This window comes from Vreelandella jeotgali Hwa (assembly GCF_000334215.1).
Lineage (GTDB): Bacteria > Pseudomonadota > Gammaproteobacteria > Pseudomonadales > Halomonadaceae > Vreelandella > Vreelandella jeotgali.
The window spans coordinates 109,749-133,392 of sequence record NZ_AMQY01000018.1 but is presented as its reverse complement, the minus strand read 5'-3'; the positions used below and the strand labels follow the sequence as shown (position 1 = coordinate 133,392).

Here is a 23,644-nt window from a genome sequence, read left to right as displayed (position 1 = left end):
CGGCCACAAGCGGCCAGTAAGCGGCCACAGGCGACGACGATACGAGGAGTCTGATACGTCATGAGTAGCGGGGATACACGCCCACCGGCGGTTTTTCTGATGGGGCCCACCGCCTCCGGCAAGACCGATGCGGCGATTGCCCTGCACGAACGCCTGGGCTGCGAGATTATCAGCGTGGATTCGGCGATGGTATATCGCGGGCTGGATATCGGCAGCGCCAAACCCGGCGCCGATGAGCTCGCCCGGGCGCCGCATCGCCTGATCGATATCCGCGACCCGGCCGATCCCTATTCGGCCGCTGACTTTCGCGGTGATGCCCTGGAGCAGATGCGCGACATCACCGCGCGCGGCAAAACGCCGCTGCTGACCGGCGGCACCATGCTGTACTACAAGCAGCTGGTGGACGGCGTGAACAACCTGCCGCCGTCCGACCCGAGCATCCGCGCCCGGCTGGAAGACGAGCGCGCCCGCGACGGCCTCGCGGGCCTGCATCGGCGCCTGGGGCAGGTCGATCCGGCGTCCGCCGAGCGGCTTCACCCCAACGATCCCCAGCGCATTTTGCGCGCCCTGGAAGTCTACGAGGCGAGCGGGCGCCCGCTGACCGAACTGTGGGCCGAGCAGCGCCCGGAAACCTTTCCCTGGCGGGTATTGTCCATAGCGCTGGCGCCCGCCGAACGCCGGGTATTGCACCAGCGTATTGCCGCTCGTTTCCACGCGATGCTCGAGGCAGGGTTGATTGACGAGGTAACCGCCCTAAGAAACCGGGGTAGCCTGCACTCCGGCATGCCGTCGATGAAAAGTGTGGGCTATCGTCAGGTATGGCAATACCTCGACGGTGAGTTTGACCGGCAGACCCTGACGACACGCGGTATCATTGCGACCCGTCAGTTGGCCAAGCGGCAACTGACCTGGCTGCGGCGCTGGCCGGACCTGCACTGGGTGGATACGTTATCTGCCGAGGCGCAGGCCAGGGTGCTGGCGCTGGTGGAAGACCGCGTCGGCTAAACCGTTCGCGCAAAGTCGTGCGTGAACGCAGTGCTTAGCGTAAGATACCCGTTTTATAACGCCTGTTGTCGAGCAGCAATGAGCCGGATATCGGGGAATCATACTGCAGGGTGCCTCGGGCGCACGTTTAATAACCAACTCCAACGACAGTTTTAGGGAGAGCACCATGTCCAAAGGGCAGTCCCTTCAAGACCCGTACTTGAACATCTTGCGCAAGGAGCGCATTCCGGTTTCCATTTTTCTGGTGAACGGCATCAAGCTCCAGGGGCAGATTGAATCCTTTGATCAGTTTGTCATCCTGCTGCGCAACACGGTCAGCCAGATGGTCTACAAGCACGCGATTTCCACCGTGGTGCCGTCGCGTACGGTGCGCCTGCCGGCGCAGGACGCTGCTGATGAAGGCGACGAAGAGGCTTGATGAGTTTGCATACGCCGGTTCAGCCCGCGAGGTATTGATTGTTTTTTGAACGCCCCAAGGCCGGGGAAACGGCCGTGCTGGTGCACGTTGACTTTCAGGACGAGCAGGACCGGGAAGACCCGGGCGAGTTTCTCGAGCTGGTCAGGTCGGCCGGCGCCGAGGTCGCAACCCTGTTGACGGCGAGCCGTAACCGCCCGGATTCGCGTAGCTTTATCGGTTCGGGCAAACTGGGCGAGCTGCGTTCGATGATGGCGGCGCACGGCGCCGACCTGGTGATTTTCAACCACGGCCTGAGCCCGTCCCAGCAGCGTAACCTGGAGCAGGAACTCGCCTGCCGGGTGCTCGACCGCACCGGGTTGATTCTGGATATTTTCGCCCAGCGGGCGCGTACCCATGAGGGCAAGCTGCAGGTCGAGCTGGCCCAGCTGGAATATGCCTCAACGCGGCTGGTGCGCGGCTGGACACACCTGGAGCGTCAGGCCGGCGGTATCGGTCTGCGCGGTCCCGGCGAAACCCAGCTGGAAACCGACCGGCGGCTTTTGCGCGGGCGGATCAAGGCGATCCACAAACGTCTGGACAAGGTGCGTAAACAGCGCGAGCAGAGCCGTCGCGCCAGGGCACGTGCCGAAATCAGCAGCATTTCGCTGGTGGGCTATACCAACGCGGGGAAGTCGACGCTGTTCAACGCCCTGACCGAGGCGCGGGTGTATCAGGCCGACAAGCTGTTCGCGACCCTGGACCCGACGCTGCGGCGTCTGGAGATCGACGATGTAGGGCCGGTGGTCATGGCCGATACCGTCGGCTTTATCCGCCACTTGCCCCATAAGCTGGTCGAGGCATTTCAGGCGACGCTGCAGGAGGCCGCCGACGCCTCGCTGCTGGTTCATGTGATCGACGCCTCGGACCCCGACCGCGACCTGAACGTCGAGCAGGTCGACGGCGTGCTCAAGGAAATCGGCGCCGATGACGTGCCCGTGCTCAAGGTCATGAACAAGATTGACCGGCTGGACAGCGCGCCGCGTATCGAGCGCGACGGCGACGGGGTACCCGAAGCCGTGTGGCTCTCGGCCCGGGACTCGCGGGGGCTGGACCTGCTCTACCAGGCGCTGACTGAGCGCCTGGCGGATGACGTGATAGACTTTTCGCTGACCCTGGCGCCGGAGCAGGGCCGGCTTCGCGCCGGCCTGCACGAGCTGAACGCCGTGCGCGACGAGCAGTTCGACGACCAGGGGCGCCCGATGATCAACGTGCGCCTGCAGCGGCGCGACTTCAATCAGCTGATGGCCAGGCTGGGGGAGCGCGCGGAGACCTATTTGCCCGAGGCGCTGCAAGAGCCGGCCGACTGGTAATGCCGGGTGCGACCCGGCAGCTAGTATGCCGTAAGGCCGGTGAGGCAGCGGGCCTTGATGCCTGAACACTCAACCGCAACAGGAAGAAAAGCACGGCGTCGCGGCTGAATGCGTGGACGCTGCGTGCCGGTGAACCCTTGATGGAGATGAAGTATGGCCTGGAATGAGCCTGGTGGTGGCGACCAGCACGACCCGTGGAGCAGCGGTGGTCGACGCAAGGGCGGCGGCAACCGCGGGGGAGGCAATGGAGGTAACAACCAGGGGCCTCCCGACCTGGACGAAGCGCTGAAAAAGTTTCAGCAAAAAATCAACAGCCTGCTGGGCAAGCACAGGAAAGGCGGCGGTCGCAACGGCGGCGGTGATAACGGCGGCGGCAAGTCGCGCAGCGCCTTTACCCTGCCGGGGCTGCTGATCATCGTGGCGCTGGCCATCTGGGCAGCCTCCGGTTTCTACCTGGTGGATCAGGCCGAGCGTGGCGTGGTGCTGCGCTTCGGCAAATTCCAGGAAGTGGTCACACCGGGTCTGCAGTGGAATCCGCCGCTGGTGGACGACGTGCGCATGGTCAACGTGACCCGGGTGCGCTCGCTGACCCAGACCCAGTCGATGCTGACCCGCGATGAGAATATCGTGAAGGTCGAAATCTCGGCGCAGTATCGGGTATCCGACCCGGGCAATTTCATGCTCAACGTGCGCGACCCGAACCTGTCGATCGAAAACGCGCTGGATTCCTCGCTGCGCCACGTCGTGGGCGGCACCGACATGATCGATATCCTGACATCGGGGCGTGAAATCCTCGGCAGCTCGGTGGCCAGCCGTCTGCAAACCTATCTGGATAACTACGACGTGGGTATTCAGCTGCAGACCATCAACATCGAGTCGACGTCGGCGCCCGAGCCGGTGATCGATGCCTTTGATGACGTTATCCGCGCCCGTGAGGATCGTCAGCGGACCATCAACAAGGGCATTGCCTACGCCAACGCGATTATCCCCGAAGCTCAGGGTCAGGCGCAGCGCCTGGTCGAGCAGGGGCAGGGCTACCGCGAGTCGGTGGTGGCTGAAGCCCAGGGTCAGGCCAACCGCTTTACCTCGCTACTCTCGGAATATCGCAACTCGCCCGAGACCATGCGCGAGCGCCTGTACATCGAGGCGATCGAAGAAGTCTTCGGTTCAACGCCCAAGGTGCTGCTGGATACCGGCGACAACGCCCCGCTGATGTACCTGCCGCTGGACAAGCTGCGCGGCAATAGCGGCGCCTCGAGCAGCGATGAAGCGCTGGACCCCGACGTGCTGAAGAATATGCCGTCGTCCAACAACAGCGACTTTGACTATCGTTCCGGTAGCAGCCGTTCGGGCAGCACTTCCGGAAATACGTCCAGCAACACTTCCAACAACACTTCCAACAGAACGTCCATCCGCAGGGAGGGCCGGTAAATGATCAATAATCGTTCCCTGCTGATCGTCGGCGGTTTGGCCGTCGCCGCCTGGCTTGCGAGTAACAGCCTCTATGTCGTCGATGAGACCCAGCGCGCGGTGAAGCTGCGCTTTGGTGAGGTGGTCGAGGACAACATTGAGCCCGGGCTCCATTTCAAGGTGCCGGTGACCAACACCATCCGCAAGTTTGATACGCGGCTGCTGACGCTGGATACCGATACCAGCCGCTATCTGACTCGCGAGCAGAAGGCCGTGATCGTTGACTCCTATGTCAAATGGGAAGTCATTGACCCCAAGCTGTATTACGAAGCCACCGCGGGCGATGAAACCATGGCCGTGCGGCTGATTCAGCCGCGCGTGGACGAGAGCCTGCGTAACGCCTTCGGTCGCCTGGAGTTGCAGCAGATCATCGCCGAGAACCGGGATGATCTGATGACCGGTCCGCGCAAGGACCTCGACGACTTGATGCGCGAAGAGCTGGGCGTGGCCATCCGCGATATCCGCATCAAGCGTATCGACCTGCCCGAAGACGTCTCCGCCGCGGTATTTGAGCGCATGCGCTCCGAGCGTGAGCGCGAAGCCCGCGAGTGGCGTGCCCAGGGTCAGGAAGAGGCCGAGCGGATTCAGGCCAACGCCGACCGCCGTCGCCAGGTACTGCTGGCCCAGGCGCGGGAGCGCGCTGAAACCCTGCGGGGTGAAGGCGACGCGGAAGCGGCCCGAATCTACTCCAACGCCTACGAGCAGGATGCCGAGTTCTTTGCTTTCTGGCGGAGTCTCAACGCCTACCGCAAGAGCTTTGAAGGTGACGACAACCTGCTGGTGCTGGAGCCGGATAGCGAGTTCTTCCGCTACCTGAACAGCGCCATGCCGGACTCGGTCAGCGCCGAGTAGCCGCCACCGCGGCCGGGTGAACGGGGTTCATCCGGCCGTCAAACATGGTAGACTTGAGTAACCGGGCGTCGCCCGGTTTTTTTGTGGCCTCACGTTGAGGGCATGTCGTCATGGATCGTCGTCATATATGACGGTCGTTATAAATGGTAGCCATGCCGGCGATGCCCGTCCGAGGCTGTCACCGTCGTCTTGCAGGAATGTTGACAATGACCATCGCTGACCGCTGGCTGCTGCCCGACGGCATGGATGAGGTGCTGCCGCCGCAGGCAAGCCGCATGGAAGAGCTCCGCCGCGGGCTGCTGGATCTTTACCATCGCTGGGGCTACGACCAGGTCATGCCGCCCCCCGCCGAATTTCTCGATTCGCTGCTGACCGGCACCGGCACTGACCTCGACTTGCAAACGTTCAAGCTGACCGACCAGCTTACCGGGCGCATGATGGGCGCGACCGCCGACGTTACGCCCCAGGTGGCGCGGATGGACGCGCATTCGCTGCGGCGCGAAGGCCCGGTGCGGCTGTGCTACTGCACCAGCGTCATGCGCGCCAGCGCCGATCCGTACCAGGGCGGGCGCAGCCCGGTGCAGGTCGGCGTGGAGCTGTTTGGCCATGCCGGACTGGATGCCGACAGCGAGATCATTCATTTGGCGCTGGAAAGCCTGGCCGCCGCGGGTGCCGGCGAAGTCCACCTGGCGCTGGGGCACATTGGCATCTACCGCAGTCTGGTCGAAGCCGCTGCCCTGGATCGTGACCAGGAGCGCGCGCTGTTTGCCGCGCTGGCGCTGAAGTCTCCCGGCGAAATCGAACGGGTCGTCGCGGCGAGCGTCAGCGATCCGGCGCTGGCCGCCATGTTCACGGCGCTGGGCGAGCTGCACGGCGACGTCAGCGTGCTGACGCGCGCGCGGGATGTTTTTGCCGGCGCGCCGGCCACGGTCAGCGCGGCGCTGGACGAGCTGGAGGCGCTGCAGCGCAGCGTGCGCAACCGCTTCGACGTGGCGCTGTATTTTGATCTGGCCGAGCTGCGCGGCTACCAGTACCACACCGGCATGATGTTCGCCGCCTACGTGCCGGGATTCGGCCATGCGCTGGCCAAGGGCGGTCGCTATGACGACACCGGCCGCGCCTTTGGCCGCGCTCGCCCGGCGACCGGTTTTTCCATGGATTTGAAGCAGCTGGCCGGCCTGGCCGGGGCGGAATCGTCGTCCTGCGCGATTATGGCGCCGGCGGTTGATGATGCCGCGCTGCGCGACGCCGTGGCCGATCTGCGCGGCCGCGGCGAACGAGTGATACAGGCGCTGCCGGGGCAGCGTACCGAGCCGGCAGCCCACGGCTGCGATCGCCGGCTGGAGCTTATTGATGGTCGTTGGCAGACAACGGCACTGACACAAGAGACGAGTGCATAATGGGTAAGAATGTCGTAGTTCTGGGCACCCAGTGGGGTGATGAAGGCAAGGGCAAGATTGTTGACTGGCTCACCGAGTCGGCATCGGCGGTGGTGCGCTTTCAGGGGGGGCACAACGCCGGCCACACCCTGGTGATCGACGGGGAAAAAACGGTGCTGCACCTGATTCCGTCGGGCATCCTGCGCGATGACAAGGCCTGCGTGATCGGCAACGGCGTGGTGCTGTCGCCCGACGCCCTGCTCGACGAAATCCACGAGCTGGAAGGCAAGGGCGTGCCGGTGCGAGACCGCCTGCGCCTGTCACCGTCCTGCCCGCTGATCCTGCCGTACCATGTGCGCCTGGATCAGGCCCGGGAAAAGGCCCGTGGCGTGGCTCGCATCGGCACCACCGGCCGGGGGATCGGCCCCGCCTATGAGGACAAGGTCGCGCGTCGCGGCCTGCGCCTGGGGGATATTCTTCACCGCGAGCGCTTTGCCGCCAAGCTCGGCGAGGTGCTGGACTATCACAACTTCGTGCTCACCCGCTATCACGGCGAGCCCGCGGTCGACTTCCAGGAAGTGCTCGACAGCACCATGGCGATGGCCGACGAGCTGCGGCCCATGGTCCGCGATACCGTGGGAATGGTGCACTCCCTGCGCAAGGAGGGCGAAAACATCCTCTTTGAAGGGGCCCAGGGCTCGCTGCTGGATATTGATCACGGCACCTACCCTTATGTCACCAGCTCCAATACCACCGCGGGCGGCACTGCCACGGGGTCCGGCGTGGGGCCGCTGTTTCTCGACTACGTGCTGGGTATCACCAAGGCCTACACCACGCGCGTGGGCTCGGGGCCGTTTCCCACCGAGCTGTTTGACGACCACGGCCGCCATCTCGCGGAAAAGGGCCACGAGTTCGGGGCAACGACCGGCCGGGCGCGCCGTTGCGGCTGGTTTGACGCCGTGGCGCTGCGCCATTCCGTGCAGATCAATTCGATTTCCGGGCTCTGCCTGACCAAGCTCGACGTGCTGGACGGCCTGGAAACCATCCGGGTGTGCGTGGGCTATCGCAGCAAGGACGGCGACGTTCTGGATACCCCGGTGGACTCCGAAGGCTACGAGGCCGTCGAGCCGGTCTATCACAATCTCACCGGCTGGCAGGAATCGACCATCGGCGCCCGGAGCGTCGAGGAATTGCCCGACAATGCCCGCGCCTATATCCGCTTTCTGGAAGAGCAGATCGGCACGCGTATCGACATGATTTCCACCGGCCCGGACCGCATGGAAACCATCGTACTGCGCGATCCGTTCGGCGATTGACCGGCCGGCCACCCGGGTGAGGCTGGCCGACCGCAAGCGGCGGGGTATGGGCGTGTTTAAAAGTCGATGCCCCGCCGCGCCTGGAGTCCGCTACCGAACGCGTGGCGGACTTCCTGCATGTCGGTGACGGTATCGGCCATGGCAATCAGGTCGCGATGCGCGTTGCGCCCGGTAATCACCACCGTCTGCTCGTGCGGACGGTTTTCCAGCGCCTGCTTAACGGTCGCAATATCCAGATAGCCGAACTTGAGCATGTAGGTGATTTCGTCGAGCACCACGAGATAGACCTCGGGATCGGCAAGCATGCGTTCGGCCTCGGCCCAGACTTCCCGGCAGGCCTGGGTATCGGCTTCGCGGTTCTGGGTTTCCCAGGTAAATCCCGTGGCCATGATGGCGATATCGAGGTTGGGGTCGTCTTCCAGCCGGTTGCGTTCGCCGCACTCCCACAGTCCCTTGATGAATTGCACCACCCCGACGCCGTAGCCATAGCCCAGGGCGCGTGCCACGGTGCCCCAGGCAGCCGTGGTCTTGCCCTTGCCGTTGCCGGTGTTGATCAGGATCAGGCCGCGCTGTTCCGTGGCGTTGGCTACCTTGTCGTCAACGTGTGCTTTCAGTTTTTCCATCGACGCCTTGTGGCGCGTATCGCGATCGCTCATGGTTCTGCTCCCTGGGTTGAGGGCCGGTCATGGTAACGGCTGAAGTGGCCGTGCCGGCAGCGTTGCGTATGGGCGGCGTAGCCTATGTCATGCGTGCGTGGCGGACAAGGCGAGCGGCTCTTTGGGCATGACCAACGGCGATAGCCCGGCGTTTTGCAGACTCTCTGTTAGCGTGATAACTAAATTGGCAGGTAGCCGGGTGGCTGCTCTAGAATGGCAGGCTGCCTCTTTACAGGAATGTATTATGCCCTCGTTTGATATCGTCTCCGAATTTGACCGCCACGAAGCCACCAACGCCGTGGATCAGGCCAATCGCGAAGTCCAGACCCGCTTTGATTTTCGCGGCGTTGACGCCAGCTTTACGCTGGAGGGCGAAAACGTCAGCCTGGAAGCCGACGCCGACTTTCAGCTCAAGCAGATGCTGGAAATGCTGCGCGGGCGCCTGATCGCCCGTGGCATTGACGCCCGCTGCATGGACGTGGCCGAGCCCGAGCTGGGTGGCGTGCGCGTGCGCCAGACGGTGACCCTCAAACAGGGGCTGGAGCAGGCCGACGCCAAGGATATCGTCAAGCGCATCAAGGCCAGCAAAGCCAGGGTACAATCGCAGATTCAGGGCGAGAAAGTTCGTGTGACAGGCAAGAAACGCGATGATCTGCAGGGCATCATGGCGCTGTTGCGCAGCGAGGAAGGGCCCGACCTGCCGCTCCAGTTCGATAATTTCCGCGACTGAATACAACCCTGCGCCGCCGGTCAGCGGCGCTGTTCTGCTGTTTGCTTACTGAATTTTTTCACCACTACTGTACTGCCGTCGGCTATCTTATGCCGGTGCCAACAAGGAGTCATACGCCATGTCAGAACCGCAGCCGGTTTATTCAAGCGACTACCAGCCGCCCGCGTACCGCGTGACTCACACCGAGCTGACGTTTGACCTGGACCCCGCCAGCACCCGCGTTGATGCGCGTCTGACCGTTGAGCGTCATCCCGAGGCCCGGCCCGATGCGCCGCTGTTTCTCCACGGCGAGCAGCTTGAGCTGCAAAGCGTTGCGCTCGACGGTCAGACGCTCGCCGATGACGCCTACCGCCACGACGAACAGGGGCTGACCATTGCCGATGTGCCCGCGTCGTTTACGCTGGACACTCGGGTGCGCGTGGCGCCCAGGGACAACACGGCGCTGGAAGGGCTCTACCAGTCCAGCGGCATGTACTGTACCCAGTGCGAAGCCGAAGGCTTTCGGCGTATTACGTTTTATCCCGACCGGCCGGACGTCATGGCGGTATTCCGCGTCACCGTGATCGGCGACGCCGAGCGCGAGCCGGTGCTGCTGGCCAACGGCAATCCGGTGGAGCGCGGCGAACTCGACGGCGGACGCCACTTCGTGACCTGGGAAGATCCGCACCCCAAGCCGTCCTACCTGTTTGCGCTGGTGGCCGGCGACCTGGAATGTGTGGAAGACCGCTTTACCACCATGAGCGGCCGCGACGTCACGCTGCAGATCTGGGTCGAAGAAGACAACCTGGGCAAGACCGACCACGCCATGGCCTCGCTCAAGCGCGCCATGCGCTGGGACGAGGATACCTACGGCCGCGAGTATGATCTCGACCGTTTCATGATCGTCGCCGTCAACGATTTCAACATGGGCGCCATGGAGAACAAGGGGCTCAATATCTTCAACTCGGCGGCGGTGCTGACGCATCCCGATACCGCCACCGATGCCGCCTTTCAGCAGGTGGAAGGCATTGTCGCCCACGAGTATTTCCACAACTGGTCGGGCAACCGCGTGACCTGCCGCGACTGGTTTCAGCTGTCGCTCAAGGAAGGCTTTACCGTCTTTCGCGATCAGAGTTTTTCCGCGGATATCAACTCCGCCCCGGTCAAGCGGATTCAGGACGTGGGCTTTTTCCGTACCGCACAGTTTGCCGAAGACGCCGGCCCCACGGCGCACCCGGTGCGGCCCGAAAGCTACCTGGAAATCACCAACTTCTACACTCTGACCGTTTACGAAAAGGGCGCAGAAGTGGTGCGCATGCTGAAAAACCTGGTGGGCGAGGACGCCTTCCGTCGCGGCAGCGACCTCTACTTCGCGCGTTTTGACGGCCAGGCCGTGACCATCGAGGATTTCGTCGGCTGCATGGCGGAAGTTTCGGGGCAGAATCTGGATCAGTTCATGCGCTGGTATCAGCAGGCCGGCACGCCGGAAATCGATGCCCACGGCGAATACGACTACGTGAACGGCGAATATCGCCTCACGCTGCGCCAGCGCACTCCGGTAACCGCAGGCCAGCAGGCGCCCGAGCCGCTGCATGTGCCGGTGCGCATGGGGCTGATTGGCACCCGCTCGGGGCATGACCTGACGCTGACGCTCGACGGTGAAAAATGCGGTCGCGACACGGTGCTCCACCTGCGTGACGACGAGCAGACGTTTGTCTTTACCGACGTCTCCGAGGCGCCCACGCCGTCCTTGCTGCGCCACTTTTCCGCCCCGGTGAAGCTGAACTTCCCCTATTCCCGGGAAGATCTGGCGTTCCTTCTGACCCACGACAGCGATGGCTTCAACCGCTGGGAAGCCAGCCAGCGGCTGGCGATGCTCGCGCTCAACGACCTGATCGCCGCGCACCGTAACGGCGTGGAAAAAGTCATGGATAACCGCCTGGTCGAGGCCTACCGGCCGCTGCTGACGTCGCGGTCGGACGACAAGGCGGTGCTGGCGGAGATGCTGCGTCTGCCGTCGGAGGCGTGCATCGCCGAGTCTCAGCCGCTGGTGGACGTTGACGCCATCCACGCCGCGCGGGAGTTTGTCCGTCAGTCGCTGGCGCTGGCGCTGCGCGACGACTTCATGGCGGTATACGAGGCCAACCGGTCGGACGCCGAATATGCCCCGACGCCGGCGCAGATCGGCCAGCGCAGCCTGAAAAACGTCGCGCTGGGCTATCTTATGGCCATCGAGGACGAGGCAGGCATCGAGCATTGCCGGGCACAGTTCAAGGCCGGACAAAACATGACCGATGTGCGTCAGGCATTGACGCTGCTGGCGCACTCCAGCCGCGATGACTTGTCTGAGCCGGCGATCCGGGCGTTCGGTGAGCAGTGGGCCGATGATCCGCTGGTGATGGACCAGTGGTTCAGCCTGCAGGTATCCAGCCCGCAGGAAGACGTGCTCGAACGCGTGAAGCAGCTGATGACGCACCCGGCATTTTCATTGAAAAATCCCAACAAGGTGCGCGCGCTGCTGGGCACCTTTGCCCATAACCGGGTCAACTTCCACCGCCTGGACGGCGCGGGCTACGCGCTGCTGGCGGACGCGGTAATCGAGCTGGACGGCTTGAACCCGGAAATCGCCGCCGGTCTGATGACGCCGCTGACGCGCTGGCGCCGCTTTGACGATACCCGTCAGGCGCTGATGCAGGCCGAGCTGGAACGCATCAAGGATCGGCCGCTGTCGACCAACGTATTCGAGATGGCGGACAAGGCGCTCGGCTGAGCCGCCGAAGCTGCAATGGCAGGGTCATAACGGAGCAGAAGGAAGCAGGGTGAGCGACATCAATCGGCGTTATGTACTGGTGGTCAATGGCAAATCGGCCGGGGATCCGGCGTTGCGCGCCGCCGTCGCCAAGAAGCGGCGGGCCGGCATGGCGCTGATTGTCTACGCTACCTGGGAGCCGGGAGATGCGGCGCTGTTTGCCGAGATGTCCGTCGACCACGGCGCCACCCATGTGATTGCCGGCGGTGGTGACGGCACGGTCAACGAAGTGGTCAACGGCCTGATGCGTCTGCCGCTGGACAAGCGGCCGGCGCTGGGCATTGTCCCCCTGGGCAGCGCCAACGACTTTGCCCGCTCGCTGGGGTTGCCGCTGGAACCCTATGCCGCGTTGCAGGCGATCTGCCGCCGGGAGACACAGCCCGTGGACGTCGTGCGGATTTCGGCCACCGGGCGCGGCAAGGGGGTCGATGAGTACTATCTCAACATGGCCACCGGCGGGTTCGGCGCCGAGGTCACGTCGACGACGCCCAAGTTTCTCAAGCGCCTGCTGGGTGGCGCGGCGTATTCGCTGATGGCCGCGTTCAAGACCTGGCGCCACCGCAGCTATGACGGCACGCTCAACTGGGATACCTGCGAGGAAAAGGCCGCGTTTCTACTCCTGGCGCTGGGCAATGCTCGGCAGTCCGGCGGCGGCCAGGTATTGGCGCCCCGGGCGAAAATCAACGACGGCTATCTGGATATGCTGCTGGTCAAGGATTTCCCCTCGTTCAGGGCGCTGCCGCAGCTGATTCGGGAACTGCGCGAGTTTCCCGCCCGGGGGCGTTTCGTGCGCTATCTGCCGGTGTCCCGGCTCGCCGTGAGCACGGACCCCAGCCATCCGCCCTGGCCGCTGACGCTGGACGGCGAAGCCCACCGCTTTGATGCTTTTTCCGCCGAGGTGGTGCCGCTGGCACTGCGCCTGGCCATGCCCGCCGATTCTTCGCTTCTGGTGCATCCGCAGGAGCCTGCGCGACACGATGACCCCGAGCCCGAGACGGCATCCGGAGAAGACGGGGACCCTCACACACAGCAACATGACGATGCGGACCGCGAAAGGCCCCATCAACACCCATGATATTCCGCGACGGTAAGGAGAATACCGCCATGTCAAAACGCTTCTGGATTCCGGCGCTGGCTGCCACGGCGCTTTTATTGAGTGCCTGCGGTGACGACGAGGCGCCGGATGACGCTACCGCTAACGACGCTCCCGCCAATGACACGCCGGCCGAACAGCAGGCGCCAGCCGAGCAGGAAACGCCGGCCGTTGACGCCAATGGCAGCAATGAAACAGCCGCTGCCGAGGCCGACGACAGCACCCCGGCGGTCGATAGCGACACCCAGCCGGTCAGCGCGGGCGAGGCGTCCGGCAGCGTCGAGGCCGAACAGGTCAAGGCCGACGACGACACCTTGACGGCTGACCCCGAAGACGTGCTCAATGACGACGATGCCATGCCGGGGGAGGTCACCGAGTCGGACGTGGATCAGGTCATCAACGATATTGACAAGCGTTTCGAGAAAGCCGAGGAGGAGCTCAAGGCCCAGTTTGAAGAAGCCGAGGAGCAGGAGCCGTCGGTGAAGCCGCTGCCGGGTGCAGAGGCCGGGTCGGATGAAGGTGATGTCACGCTACCGGAAAGTGGGCTGTCGCTGGACGAACCCTCGGCCGCCGATTTGCCCGAGAGTTCGCTGAATGAAAACGGCAAGCTGGACGGCGAGCTGGGCAAGTCCGAAGTGGACGACCTGATTGAAGATGCCGAGCGGCGCTTTGAAGAAACCCAGGATCGCCTCCAGGAGCAGTTTGAAGAACTTGAGCAGGAAGATGTCGAAACCGCTCCCGAAACGCTCCAGCCGATGTCGGGTTCCGGAGATACCTCGGAGCGCAGCGGCGAATAAGCGCTAGCGGTTAAGCCGCCGTCACAAAGGCGCGCAAGGAGGCTGGTGAAAGCGGTTGGCGAAACAGGCTGGCGACGAAAGAGACTCATAACGCATGGCGGAATGGAGCTTGATCGACGGGCATTTTGGCGCCTTTGTAGTGGCCATTACGCTGCTGTCGTTGACCCCGGGTGTGGATACGCTGCTGGTGATTCGCAATACCGCGCGGGGCGGCATCGGTGACGGCGTGGCCACCAGTCTTGCCATCTGCTGCGGGCTGTTTGTGCATGCCACGGTCTCGGCGCTGGGTATTTCCCTGATTCTGATGCAGTCTGCCACGGCGTTTACCGCGCTCAAGTTCGTCGGCGCGGCCTATCTGGTGTGGCTGGGCGTCAGGAGCCTGGGCGCTGCCCGCCGTGGCCAGTCGCTCCAGGCGGCAGGCGCGGTGCCGGGGCAAACCCGCGGTGCGCGCTATCAGGCGGTCAGGGAAGGGTTTTTGTCCAACGTGCTCAACCCCAAGACCGTGGTGTTTTACATGGCCTTTCTGCCGCAGTTCATCGCCCCGGCAGACCCGGCCCTGATCAAGTCGCTGTGGCTGGCCGGCGTGCATTTCATCATTGCCAATCTCTGGCAGGTCGCCGTGGTGCTGATGGTGGGCAAGGCCAGCCATTACCTGACCAGCGTTCGCCTGGGGCGCGCGCTGAACGGCGTCACCGGCGGCGTGCTGGTGGCTTTTGGCCTCAAGCTGGCGCTGGAACAGCGCCCCTGACGGCCGGCCGCCGGCTTCCGTTCCGCTTAGTCGCGATCTTCGCTGAGCAGTTCGCGGTTGTACCGCGCGTTTTCCTCGGCGTCGGTGAGCAGCGCAATCGGATCGGCGGTTGCCTTGCCTGGCTGACGTTCGTCCCGGGCCAGGCGCTGATAAATGACCCGGTAGGTCAGCACGGCCTGTACGTAGCGGCGCGTTTCGCGGAAGGGAATCTGTTCGACGAAAAGATCAAACGCGTCGGCGTCGTGTTCCTTTAGCCAGCGATCGACCCGCCGTGGGCCGGCGTTGTAGGCGGCGGTTGCGGCCAGACGGTTACCGCCGTAGCGCGCCAGAATATCGCCGAAATAGGCGCTGCCCAGGCGGATATTGAGGTCGGGGTCAAGAACGCCGTAGCGGCCGGGGGCCTCCAGCCCCAGCGAGCGGCTGACGTCGTCGGCGGTGCCGGGCATCAGCTGCATGAGACCCAGCGCCCCGGCGGACGAGCGCGCCTCGGGGTTGTAGGCGCTTTCCCGCCGGGCAATGGCCATCAGCAGGTAGGGGTCAACGTCGTGCTGCTGGCCAAAGCGCTGGAAGGCATCCGTATAGGCTTCGGGGAAACGCCAGTCGAGCGCGTCCCACATTCCTGCGGCGATCGTTGTCTGTATCAGCCGGGCCGTCCAGCCTGCATGGCCGTTGCCGGCCTTGTGCGCGGCATAGTCGGCCATTGCCCGGGCACGCCGGGGAGAGGCCCGGCGCACACTCTGGAGCCATTCGCTGGTCGCCAGCCCCGGCTCGTCAATACGGATCAGCGCTTCGGCGCGCTTGACCTCGGGCAGTGCGGCGATGGATGCCCGGCTGGCCGTGTTGGGCTCGTCATCGCGGCGGTGGAGTGAATACGGCCGGCCCAGGCGGTCAGCGGCGGCAAAGCCGTAAAAATCCCGCTCCTGGGTGGCCGCCTCGTAGTGCTGGTGTGCTGCCGCATCATTCCCCTGCTGCTCGTCGGCGCGTGCCAGCCAGTATTGCCAGCGGCTGTCTTCCTGTTCGGCGGCGGGCATTTGCTCTATCCAATCGCGAGCATCCCGCCAGGCCCGGCTTGCCAGCGCCCGGCGCACCCGCAGTTCGCGCACTCGCTGGCTATCCAGGGTCGGGAGCACGTCGTCGACCCAGCCCAGAGTGCCCGGCGTTTCGCGCACCAGGGCGTAAAACGCCAGCTCCTCGCGAATATTCGCGCGCGCTCGGGAGGTGATCGTGATACGCGATGCGAGCTCCTGCCAGACAAGAAACGCCTCGCGGGTATCTTTCCGGGTCAGGCGCTGCATGGCCGCTTGATAAAAACCGTCGCCGGCCCGGCACCTGGGCCCCAGGCAGTCGGGCGCCCGGCCAAGCGCTGACAGGTCCTGCCGCGTTGCTTTGGCACGGGTGACAGCGGTTTGCCAGCGTTCACCCAGCATATCCAGCAGGTAGTCCATCAGCCCGGCGTTGCCCGCCTGCCAGGCGAGCATGGCGCGCTGCCAGATCGCGTCGGCATCGATGACGTTCTCCCGGCGCAGGCGGTTGAACAGCGGGTCGCAGGCGTCGGGCCGGGAGCGGCCGGCGAGCCATAGCGCCTTGCCCGCCTCTTGCGCTGTCTGCGTGTCACGCTCCAGCAGCGCGGTCTGGTAATGGCATTGCCGCGAAATCCTTTGGGGCGGACCGTCGGCGACCGCCAGCAGGGCGTCAAAACGCCCGGCCTCGCCGTAGGCGCTGATCGCCTGGCCGCGCATCCAACCGGCCAGCGGAGAGTCGTCGTTGGCCTGAATGAAGCGGTTGACCCTGGACGATGGCGCATCCGGCAGCGCCCGTTTGAGGCGGTGGTAGTCGATATAGCCGCCGAGAACGTGACCGGCGATGGCGTCGTCATCGATACGTTCAAAGCGCTGATCGCGGGCATTGGCAAGCGCCTCGCGCATGGCCGTATCGGTGAATGACGCGGCCGCTGCCGCAGTGGCAGGTGCGGTCAGTGGCAGGCCGGTGAGCAGTAATAGGCCGGCGAGCCGGAACCCGTAACGCAGACGGCGGCGCAAGGTGTGCATAACGGTCTCCTGATGCGGCAACGGGACAATACTCGGGGTGGCGATGGGCCGGGCGAAGCCATGATACCCGGTTGGCCGATCCTGTCACTTTCTTGAAAAGCATCTCGCCTTGAAAAGCTCTCGCCCTGGAAAGCATCTGGCCTTGATAAGCGTGCCGCCTTGAAAAGCGCGGAGGCGGCCCCATATTTCGCTGACATCGAATTCATGGCCGCGCGTGGCGAACAGCGATCCTGGCCTGACCGGCGCGATCAATCGCCGGGCAGTTCACTTTGTCGGGCAGTTCACTACGTTGGATAGTGCACCACCTTGGATAGTGCACTACGTAGGATTGCTCACTTCGCCGGGCGCGCAATGACGGTAACACGACAACGACCCGAGGGCCGAGATAATGACCGAGACAACCAGGCAGGAAACGCTGGGTTTCCAGACCGAAGTCAAGCAGCTGTTGAATCTGATGATCAACTCGCTGTACTCCAACCGCGAGATCTTCCTGCGCGAGCTGATCTCCAACGCGGCCGACGCCTGCGACAAGCTGCGCTACGCGGCGCTGGACGATGACGGTCTTTACGAGAACGACAGCGAGCTGCGCGTCGAGATCGAGCACGACAGCGAGGCGGGCACCGTCACCGTGCGCGATAACGGCGTGGGCATGGATCGCGACGACGTGATTCATAACCTGGGCACCATCGCCAAAAGCGGCACCGCCGAGTTTCTGCAGCAGCTGTCCGGCGAGCAGCAAAAGGATGCCAACCTGATCGGCCAGTTCGGCGTGGGCTTTTATTCCAGCTTCATCGTTGCCGACGAAGTGACCGTTCGCACCCGCAAGGCGGGCGCTCCGATGGCCGAGGGCGTTGAATGGCGTTCGGCCGGTGAGGGCGAATTCACCATCGGCGAGTATGAGCGGGAAGCCCACGGCACCGAAATCGTCCTGCATCTGAAGGAAGAGGCTCGGGAGTTTGCCGACGACGCTCGCCTCCAGGGGCTGGTGCGCAAGTACTCCGACCACATCCAGGTGCCGGTGCGCATGCCCAAGACCGAGACGGCGAAGGACGACGACGGCAACGAGATCGAGGGCAGCGAAGTCACCACCTGGGATACCGTCAACGAGGCCACCGCTCTCTGGGTACGCCCCAAGGCCGAGATCACTGACGACGAGTACAAGGCGTTCTATAAGCACGTATCGCATGACTTTTCCGACCCGCTGACCTGGAGCCACAACAAGGTCGAGGGCAAGCTGGAATACACCAGCCTGCTCTACGTCCCCGGCCGCGCGCCGTTCGATCTTTACGAGCGCGACGGCGCCCGGGGCGTGAAGCTTTACGTGCAGCGCGTCTTCATCATGGACGACGCCGAGCAGTTCCTGCCGCTGTACCTGCGCTTTATCAAGGGTGTGCTGGATACCCGCGATCTGTCGCTCAACGTCTCCCGCGAAATCCTCCAGCAGGACCCGCAGGTCGACAAGATCAAGAGCGCGCTGACCAAGCGCAGCCTGGACATGCTGAAAAAGCTGGCCAAGGATGACGAGGCCTACCAGACGTTCTGGAATACCTTTGGCAGCGTGCTCAAGGAAGGCCCCGGCGAAGATCCGGGCAACCGCGAGAAAATCGCCGGCCTGCTGCGTTTCTCCTCGACGCATAATGACAGCGCTACCCAGGATCAGTCGCTGACCGACTATATTGAGCGCATGAAAGAGGGTCAGCAGAAGATTTACTACATCGTCGCCGACGGCTTCAACGCGGTAAAAAACAGCCCGCACCTGGAAATCTTCCGCAAGAAGGGCGTCGAAGTCCTGCTGCTGTCCGACCGCATCGACGAATGGCTGATGAGCCATCTGACCGAGTTTGACGGCAAGACCCTCACCGACATCGCCAAGGGCGATCTCGACCTGGGCGAAGTGGAAGACGAGGAAGAAAAGAAGGCCCAGGAAGAAACCGCCAGGGACAAGGAAGACCTGGTCAAGCGCGTCCAGGAGACGCTCACCGAGGGCGTGCAGGAAGTCAGGGTGACCCATCGCCTGACGGATTCCCCGGCCTGCGTGGTCCTGCCGGAAAACGAAATGGGCTTTCAGATGCGCCGCATCATGGAAGCCGCCGGCCAGCCCATGCCCGACGTCAAGCCGATCCTCGAGCTCAACCCCGAGCATGCTTTGGTCAACCGGCTGGAAAACGCCGATGAGTCGGCCTTCAACGATCTGGCGAATATTCTGCTGGATCAGGCCATCATCGCCGAAGGCGGCCATCTGGATGACCCGGCGGCCTACGTCAAGCGCCTTAACGGGGTGCTGACCGCCTGATTATCGACGGCTGACCCATGACGGCCCGCCAGGCAATGCCTGGCGGGCCGTTTGTTTTGTTGGCGTATTTGCTAATCTGGTGATCACTTACCACCCAGTCAGGACACCTTTGTATGGCGGAAGAACAGATCAAGGTCGCGGTGCTGGGCGGCGGCAGCTTTGGCACCGCGCTGTCCAGCATCGCGGCAGACAACGGCGCCCGGGTGCGTCAGTGGATGCGCGACGCCGAGCTGGTCGAACAGATCAACCGTGAGCAGCGTAACGGACGCTACCTGCCCGATTACGCCATGAACCCCGCCGTGAGCGCCTCCACCGATATGCAGGCGGTTCTCGACGACGCCGAGCTGGTGCTGATTGCGATTCCCTCCAAGGCGTTTCGCCGCGTTGTGCAACGCGCGCGCCGGTGGCTGCATCCCGAGCAGATCCTGGTCAGCACCACCAAGGGCATCGAGCCCGATAGCTTTATGCTCATGAGCCAGGTCCTGGAGGAGGAAACCGGTTTTGACCATATCGGCGTGATTGCCGGGCCCAACCTGGCCTCGGAAATTGCCGACAAGCAGCTTACCGCCACGGTAGTCGCCAGCGCCGATGCCGAGACGCGTACGCGGGTGCAGCAGGTATTGAGCTGCGGGTATTTTCGCGTTTATGCCAGCAACGATCGCCACGGTGTCGAGCTGGGCGGGGCGCTGAAAAACATCTACGCCATCGCCGCGGGGATGGCGGCGGCGCTGGGCATGGGCGAAAACACCCGCAGCATGCTGATGACCCGCGCGCTGGCGGAAATGAGCCGTTTCGCCGTGGCCCAGGGCGCCAATCCCATGACGTTTCTGGGGCTGGCCGGCGTGGGTGATCTGATTGTCACCTGTTCGTCGGACCTGTCGCGCAACTATCGCGTCGGCTATGCCATGGGCGAAGGTCGCACGCTGGAAGAAGCCGTGGATGCCCTGGGGCAGGTGGCCGAGGGGGTCAACACCGTGCGGTTGGTATGTGACAAGGCCGCGGAAATCGACGTCTACATGCCGCTGGCCGAAGGGCTCGAGCGCGTCCTGTTCCGGGGCGTGCCGGCCAGGCAGATGGCCGGCGGGCTGATGACCGGTGAGCAGAGTTCCGACGTGGAATTCGTGCTGCCCCGGGCCGAGGTGCAAAAGGCCCATCGGGGCGCTTCGGACAGCCAGCAGACAGGAGGTATGTCATGAGCCGACTCTGGATCATGCGCCACGGCGAGGCCGCGCCGGGTTCGCCGGACAGCGCCCGCGAGCTGACCCCGCACGGCGAACGCCAGGCCACATCGATGGCTCGCTGCTTGGCTCAGGAGCAGGACGGCGACGCTGGGGTGACCCGGATCGTCGCCAGCCCTTATCGGCGTGCGCGTCAAACGGCTGCACTGATGGGAGAAGCGCTGGGCATTGGCGTTGAAACGCTTTCCGGGATAACCCCGGACGATTCGCCCCAGGCGTTTTGCGACTGGCTGATAAACCAGTCGGGCAACCTTCTGGTGGTCAGCCACATGCCGCTGGTCGGGGCGCTCGCCGGGCTGCTGGTGGAAGGCCGCGAAGACCAGGGCAGGCCCTTTCCTGCGGCGGGGATCGCCGAGCTCGAGGCCGACGTCTGGGCCGGCGGCTGCGCCCGGCTGGTGAGCTTTAGCGCACCGTAAAAGCCTGCCGCCCGACAGGCAACGCCGCGTGCTGTGCGTCAATAAGCGACGACAGCACGCGGTGTTTTTATACCAGGGCGTCGAGCTTTTCGCTGAGCCGCTGGTTGACCTGCTGAGGGTTGGCGGTGCCTCGGGAGGCCTTCATCACCTGGCCGACAAAGTAGCCGATCATCTTGCCGCGCTTTTCCGGCTCGGCCTCGACGTACTGGGCTACCTGTTGGGGGCTTTGGGCAATCACGTCGTCGATCATGGCGTCTATGGCGCCGGTATCGGTGACCTGCTTGAGCCCCTTGGCGTCGATAATCTCATCGGCGCTTTCGCCCTGGCCGTCCCATAGCGCCTGAAATACCTGCTTGGCCGCCTTGCCGCTGATGGTGTCGTCCTGAACCCGGCTGATCAGCTCACCCAGCTGGCGCGCGCTGACCGGGCTCCGGGTGACGTCCAGATGCTCGCGTTTGAGCGCGGCGGAGAGCTCGCCCTGCACCCAGTTGGCGGCCTGCTTGGCATCGCCGCAGACGTTCATGGCCTCTTCAAAGTAGTCGGCCATGTCGCGGCTGGCCGCAATCACGCCGGCATCGTAGGCCGACAGCCCGAGCTGATTCTCGAACCGTGCGCGCTTGTCGGCGGGCAGCTCCGGCAGGGTGTCGCGCAGGTGATCGATGTAGGCCTGGTCAAGCACAATGGGCAGCAGGTCGGGGCAGGGGAAGTAGCGGTAGTCGTTGGCTTCCTCCTTGGTGCGCATGCTGCGGGTTTCGTCGCTGTCCGGGTCGTAAAGGCGGGTTTCCTGCTCGACGTCGCCGCCGTCTTCGATCAGCTCGATCTGGCGCTCGACCTCGAAGGCGATCGCCTGCTCGACAAAGCGGAAGGAGTTGACGTTCTTGATTTCCGCGCGGGTACCGAATTCGGCCTGGCCTTTGGGCCGCACCGAGACGTTGACGTCGCAGCGCATCGAACCTTCGGCCATGTTGCCGTCGGAAATGCCCAGGTAGGTCACAATCGAATGAATCGCTCTGAGGTAGGCCGACGCCTCCTTGGCCGAGCGCATATCCGGGTCGGAGACGATTTCCAGCAGCGGCGTGCCGGCGCGGTTCAGGTCGATACCGGTCATTTCCCGGCCGCTGTCGTCGGTCAGGCTTTCGTGCAGCGATTTGCCCGCGTCCTCTTCCAGGTGCGCGTGGTGAATGCCGATGCGCCGGGTCACGTCGTCGTCGAGGCTGATTTCCAGCTCGCCCGGGCCGACGATGGGGTGGTACATCTGGCTGGTCTGGTAGCCCTTGGGCAAATCGGCGTAGAAGTAGTTCTTGCGGTCAAACACCGAGGTTTCGGCGATGTCGGCGTTGACGCCCAGGCCGAACTGCACGGCCATGGCCACCGCCTGTTCGTTGACCACCGGCAGGGTGCCGGGCATCCCCAGGTCCACGGCGCAGGCCTGGGTGTTGGGGCCCGCGCCGAAAGCGGTGGAGGCACCGGAAAAAATCTTCGAGCGCGTGGCGAGCTGGACGTGGACCTCGAGCCCAATCACGGTTTCCCATTGCATCAGATCATCTCCTTGGCAAAAGCGGGGCGCTGTTGGTGCCAGTCGGTGGCCTGCTGAAACTGGTGGGCCACGTTCAAAAGCCGGGCTTCGGCAAAGTGGGGGCCGAGAATCTGCAGGCCCGTGGGGCGGCCGCCGGCCATGCCGGCGGGCACGCTGATAGCGGGGATACCGGCCAGGTTGATGGCGATGGTGTAGATATCCTGCAGATACATCGATACCGGGTCCGACTGCGCGCCCAGGTCAAACGCCGGTGTAGGCGTGGTCGGGCCCATGAGCACGTCGACGTCGTCGAAGGCATCGAGAAAATCCTGGCGGATCAGCCGGCGGATTTTCTGTGCCTTGATGTAGTAGGCGTCGAAAAAGCCCTCGGACAGCGTATGGGTGCCGATCAGGATGCGCCGCTTGACCTCTTCGCCGAAGCCTTCAGCCCGGGAGCGCTTGTACAGATCGACCAGATCGTCCGGGTTGTCGCAGCGGTGGCCGAAGCGCACGCCGTCAAAGCGCGACAGGTTGGAAGAGGCTTCGGCCGGGGCAATCACATAGTACGCCGGCGTGGCATAGCGGGTGTGCGGCAGGCTGACGTCGCGCACCGTGGCGCCCAGCGATTCGTAGACCTTCACCGCCTCGCGTACGGCGCTTTCCACCGCCGGGTCCAGGCCGTCGCCGAAATATTCCCGGGGCAGGCCGATCTTGAGCCCGGCCAGCGGTGCGTCCAGCTCGGCGGCATAGTCCGGTACGCAGCGCGCCATGCTGGTGGAGTCGCGCAGGTCGTGGCCGGCCACGTTGCCCAGCAGGTGGGCGCAGTCTTCGGCGGTGCGGGCCATGGGGCCGGCCTGATCCAGGCTGGAAGCGTAGGCGATAATGCCGTAGCGCGACACGCGCCCGTAGGTAGGCTTGAGCCCGGTGATGCCGCAAAACGCCGCCGGCTGACGGATGGAGCCGCCGGTATCGGTGCCCAGCGACGCCGGGGCCAGTCCCGCTGCAACGGCGGCGGCGCTGCCGCCGGAACTGCCGCCGGGCACGGCGGTGAGGTCCCAGGGGTTTTTCACCGCGCCGTAATAGCTCGACTCGTTGGACGAGCCCATGGCGAATTCGTCCATGTTGGTCTTGCCCAGGCTTACGCTGCCCGCGGCGTTGAGCTTTTCCACCACGGTCGCGCTGTAAGGGGCGGTGAAATTGTCCAGCATTTTCGAGCCGCAGCTGGTCCTGACGCCCCGGGTGCAGAAAATATCCTTGAGCGCCAGGGGGATGCCGGTCAGGTAGCCGGCGTTGCCCTCGGCCCGGGTTTGGTCGGCGGCATCGGCGGCGGCCAGCGCCTGTTCGGCGGTGACGCTGATGAAGCTGTTGAGCGTGGAGTCGGCGCGCTCAATGCGTTTCAGGTAGTCGGTGGTCAGTTCGCGGCTGGAAGCATCGCCGCGTTGCAGCGCGGCCGCCAGCGAGGTGACGGTCTCGGGCGCGTAATCAGCAGTGTGGTCAGACATGGCCCACAGGCTCCGTGGTAGAAAAAATAA

At 64.1% G+C, this 23,644-nt stretch carries 19 protein-coding genes; 15 read left to right on the top strand and 4 right to left on the bottom strand.

Annotated features, from left to right (window positions below; all coding sequences use genetic code 11):
* Positions 1-60: 60 nt before the first annotated feature.
* From miaA to C793_RS0109335, 7 genes are all read left to right on the top strand, one after another.
* The gene (gene miaA, locus C793_RS0109365; RefSeq protein ID WP_017430684.1) at positions 61-1,005 is read left to right on the top strand and encodes a tRNA (adenosine(37)-N6)-dimethylallyltransferase MiaA; all 945 of its coding nucleotides are present in this window, start codon (positions 61-63) and stop codon (positions 1,003-1,005) included.
* Between the two features lie 166 nt (positions 1,006-1,171).
* Positions 1,172-1,423, top strand: a complete 252-nt coding sequence (gene hfq / locus C793_RS0109360) for an RNA chaperone Hfq (protein ID WP_017430683.1) — start codon at positions 1,172-1,174, stop codon at positions 1,421-1,423.
* A gap of 38 nt (positions 1,424-1,461) precedes the next feature.
* Complete coding sequence (hflX, locus tag C793_RS0109355) at positions 1,462-2,772, top strand: ribosome rescue GTPase HflX (protein WP_017430682.1); 1,311 nt, start codon at positions 1,462-1,464, stop codon at positions 2,770-2,772.
* A gap of 153 nt (positions 2,773-2,925) precedes the next feature.
* On the top strand, positions 2,926-4,203 hold the full coding sequence (hflK, locus tag C793_RS0109350; RefSeq protein ID WP_017430681.1) for an FtsH protease activity modulator HflK: 1,278 nt from the start codon (positions 2,926-2,928) through the stop codon (positions 4,201-4,203).
* Positions 4,204-5,094, top strand: coding sequence for a protease modulator HflC (gene hflC / locus C793_RS0109345; protein WP_017430680.1), 891 nt, complete (start codon positions 4,204-4,206; stop codon positions 5,092-5,094).
* Between the two features lie 206 nt (positions 5,095-5,300).
* A complete protein-coding gene (locus C793_RS0109340) occupies positions 5,301-6,494 on the top strand; it encodes an ATP phosphoribosyltransferase regulatory subunit (RefSeq protein WP_017430679.1) in 1,194 nt (397 codons plus the stop codon).
* Positions 6,494-7,789 (top strand): adenylosuccinate synthase, encoded by a 1,296-nt coding sequence (locus C793_RS0109335; RefSeq protein WP_017430678.1) that lies wholly within the window; start codon positions 6,494-6,496, stop codon positions 7,787-7,789. The genes C793_RS0109340 and C793_RS0109335 overlap by 1 nt, the downstream gene beginning before the upstream one ends.
* 56 nt (positions 7,790-7,845) lie before the next feature.
* Here the strand turns inward: C793_RS0109335 and cobO are convergent, their stop codons facing one another.
* Positions 7,846-8,445: a cob(I)yrinic acid a,c-diamide adenosyltransferase gene (gene cobO / locus C793_RS0109330; protein ID WP_017430677.1), complete on the bottom strand. Its 600-nt coding sequence runs from the start codon at positions 8,443-8,445 to the stop codon at positions 7,846-7,848.
* Between the two features lie 244 nt (positions 8,446-8,689).
* Here cobO and C793_RS0109325 point away from each other — a divergent pair, with 244 nt between their 5' ends.
* The 5 genes from C793_RS0109325 (at position 8,690) to C793_RS0109305 (ending at position 14,601) form a co-directional block, all read left to right on the top strand.
* A complete protein-coding gene (locus C793_RS0109325; protein ID WP_017430676.1) occupies positions 8,690-9,175 on the top strand; it encodes a YajQ family cyclic di-GMP-binding protein in 486 nt (161 codons plus the stop codon).
* Positions 9,176-9,293: 118 nt separating this feature from the next.
* On the top strand, positions 9,294-11,924 hold the full coding sequence (gene pepN, locus C793_RS0109320; protein ID WP_017430675.1) for an aminopeptidase N: 2,631 nt from the start codon (positions 9,294-9,296) through the stop codon (positions 11,922-11,924).
* Positions 11,925-11,973: 49 nt separating this feature from the next.
* The gene (gene yegS / locus C793_RS0109315; RefSeq protein WP_017430674.1) at positions 11,974-13,038 is read left to right on the top strand and encodes a lipid kinase YegS; all 1,065 of its coding nucleotides are present in this window, start codon (positions 11,974-11,976) and stop codon (positions 13,036-13,038) included.
* 29 nt (positions 13,039-13,067) lie between these two features.
* Positions 13,068-13,853: a RodZ family helix-turn-helix domain-containing protein gene (locus C793_RS13730; RefSeq protein ID WP_017430673.1), complete on the top strand. Its 786-nt coding sequence runs from the start codon at positions 13,068-13,070 to the stop codon at positions 13,851-13,853.
* A 94-nt stretch (positions 13,854-13,947) separates the two neighbouring features.
* Positions 13,948-14,601: a LysE family translocator gene (locus tag C793_RS0109305; protein WP_017430672.1), complete on the top strand. Its 654-nt coding sequence runs from the start codon at positions 13,948-13,950 to the stop codon at positions 14,599-14,601.
* A gap of 26 nt (positions 14,602-14,627) precedes the next feature.
* Here the strand turns inward: C793_RS0109305 and C793_RS0109300 are convergent, their stop codons facing one another.
* Positions 14,628-16,649: a transglycosylase SLT domain-containing protein gene (locus C793_RS0109300; protein ID WP_017430671.1), complete on the bottom strand. Its 2,022-nt coding sequence runs from the start codon at positions 16,647-16,649 to the stop codon at positions 14,628-14,630.
* A 388-nt stretch (positions 16,650-17,037) separates the two neighbouring features.
* On the opposite strand from C793_RS0109300, the gene htpG reads away from it, so the two are divergent.
* From htpG to sixA, 3 genes are all read left to right on the top strand, one after another.
* Entirely contained in the window at positions 17,038-18,942 is a 1,905-nt protein-coding gene (gene htpG, locus C793_RS0109295) for a molecular chaperone HtpG (RefSeq protein ID WP_017430670.1), read from the top strand.
* Between the two features lie 113 nt (positions 18,943-19,055).
* On the top strand, positions 19,056-20,138 hold the full coding sequence (locus tag C793_RS0109290; RefSeq protein WP_017430669.1) for an NAD(P)H-dependent glycerol-3-phosphate dehydrogenase: 1,083 nt from the start codon (positions 19,056-19,058) through the stop codon (positions 20,136-20,138).
* Entirely contained in the window at positions 20,135-20,596 is a 462-nt protein-coding gene (gene sixA, locus C793_RS0109285; protein WP_017430668.1) for a phosphohistidine phosphatase SixA, read from the top strand. The genes C793_RS0109290 and sixA overlap by 4 nt, the downstream gene beginning before the upstream one ends.
* A gap of 67 nt (positions 20,597-20,663) precedes the next feature.
* On the opposite strand, the gene gatB is transcribed toward sixA, so the two are convergent.
* Both gatB and gatA read right to left on the bottom strand, forming a co-directional pair.
* The gene (gene gatB / locus C793_RS0109280) at positions 20,664-22,133 is read right to left on the bottom strand and encodes an Asp-tRNA(Asn)/Glu-tRNA(Gln) amidotransferase subunit GatB (protein WP_017430667.1); all 1,470 of its coding nucleotides are present in this window, start codon (positions 22,131-22,133) and stop codon (positions 20,664-20,666) included.
* Positions 22,133-23,614, bottom strand: a complete 1,482-nt coding sequence (gene gatA / locus C793_RS0109275) for an Asp-tRNA(Asn)/Glu-tRNA(Gln) amidotransferase subunit GatA (RefSeq protein WP_017430666.1) — start codon at positions 23,612-23,614, stop codon at positions 22,133-22,135. Before gatA ends, gatB begins: the two co-directional genes overlap by 1 nt.
* Between the last annotated feature and the right edge of the window lie 30 nt (positions 23,615-23,644).

Coding starts and splice junctions, on each gene's coding strand:
- hflK (WP_017430681.1), top strand. CDS start 2,926: ATGGCCTGGAATGAGCCTGGTGGTGGCGACCAGCACGACCCGTGGAGC.
- htpG (WP_017430670.1), top strand. CDS start 17,038: ATGACCGAGACAACCAGGCAGGAAACGCTGGGTTTCCAGACCGAAGTC.
- gatA (WP_017430666.1), bottom strand. CDS start 23,614: ATGTCTGACCACACTGCTGATTACGCGCCCGAGACCGTCACCTCGCTG.
- hflC (WP_017430680.1), top strand. CDS start 4,204: ATGATCAATAATCGTTCCCTGCTGATCGTCGGCGGTTTGGCCGTCGCC.
- C793_RS0109340 (WP_017430679.1), top strand. CDS start 5,301: ATGACCATCGCTGACCGCTGGCTGCTGCCCGACGGCATGGATGAGGTG.
- C793_RS0109290 (WP_017430669.1), top strand. CDS start 19,056: ATGGCGGAAGAACAGATCAAGGTCGCGGTGCTGGGCGGCGGCAGCTTT.
- miaA (WP_017430684.1), top strand. CDS start 61: ATGAGTAGCGGGGATACACGCCCACCGGCGGTTTTTCTGATGGGGCCC.
- cobO (WP_017430677.1), bottom strand. CDS start 8,445: ATGAGCGATCGCGATACGCGCCACAAGGCGTCGATGGAAAAACTGAAA.
- C793_RS0109300 (WP_017430671.1), bottom strand. CDS start 16,649: ATGCACACCTTGCGCCGCCGTCTGCGTTACGGGTTCCGGCTCGCCGGC.
- C793_RS13730 (WP_017430673.1), top strand. CDS start 13,068: ATGTCAAAACGCTTCTGGATTCCGGCGCTGGCTGCCACGGCGCTTTTA.
- hfq (WP_017430683.1), top strand. CDS start 1,172: ATGTCCAAAGGGCAGTCCCTTCAAGACCCGTACTTGAACATCTTGCGC.
- sixA (WP_017430668.1), top strand. CDS start 20,135: ATGAGCCGACTCTGGATCATGCGCCACGGCGAGGCCGCGCCGGGTTCG.
- C793_RS0109335 (WP_017430678.1), top strand. CDS start 6,494: ATGGGTAAGAATGTCGTAGTTCTGGGCACCCAGTGGGGTGATGAAGGC.
- C793_RS0109325 (WP_017430676.1), top strand. CDS start 8,690: ATGCCCTCGTTTGATATCGTCTCCGAATTTGACCGCCACGAAGCCACC.
- C793_RS0109305 (WP_017430672.1), top strand. CDS start 13,948: ATGGCGGAATGGAGCTTGATCGACGGGCATTTTGGCGCCTTTGTAGTG.
- pepN (WP_017430675.1), top strand. CDS start 9,294: ATGTCAGAACCGCAGCCGGTTTATTCAAGCGACTACCAGCCGCCCGCG.
- gatB (WP_017430667.1), bottom strand. CDS start 22,133: ATGCAATGGGAAACCGTGATTGGGCTCGAGGTCCACGTCCAGCTCGCC.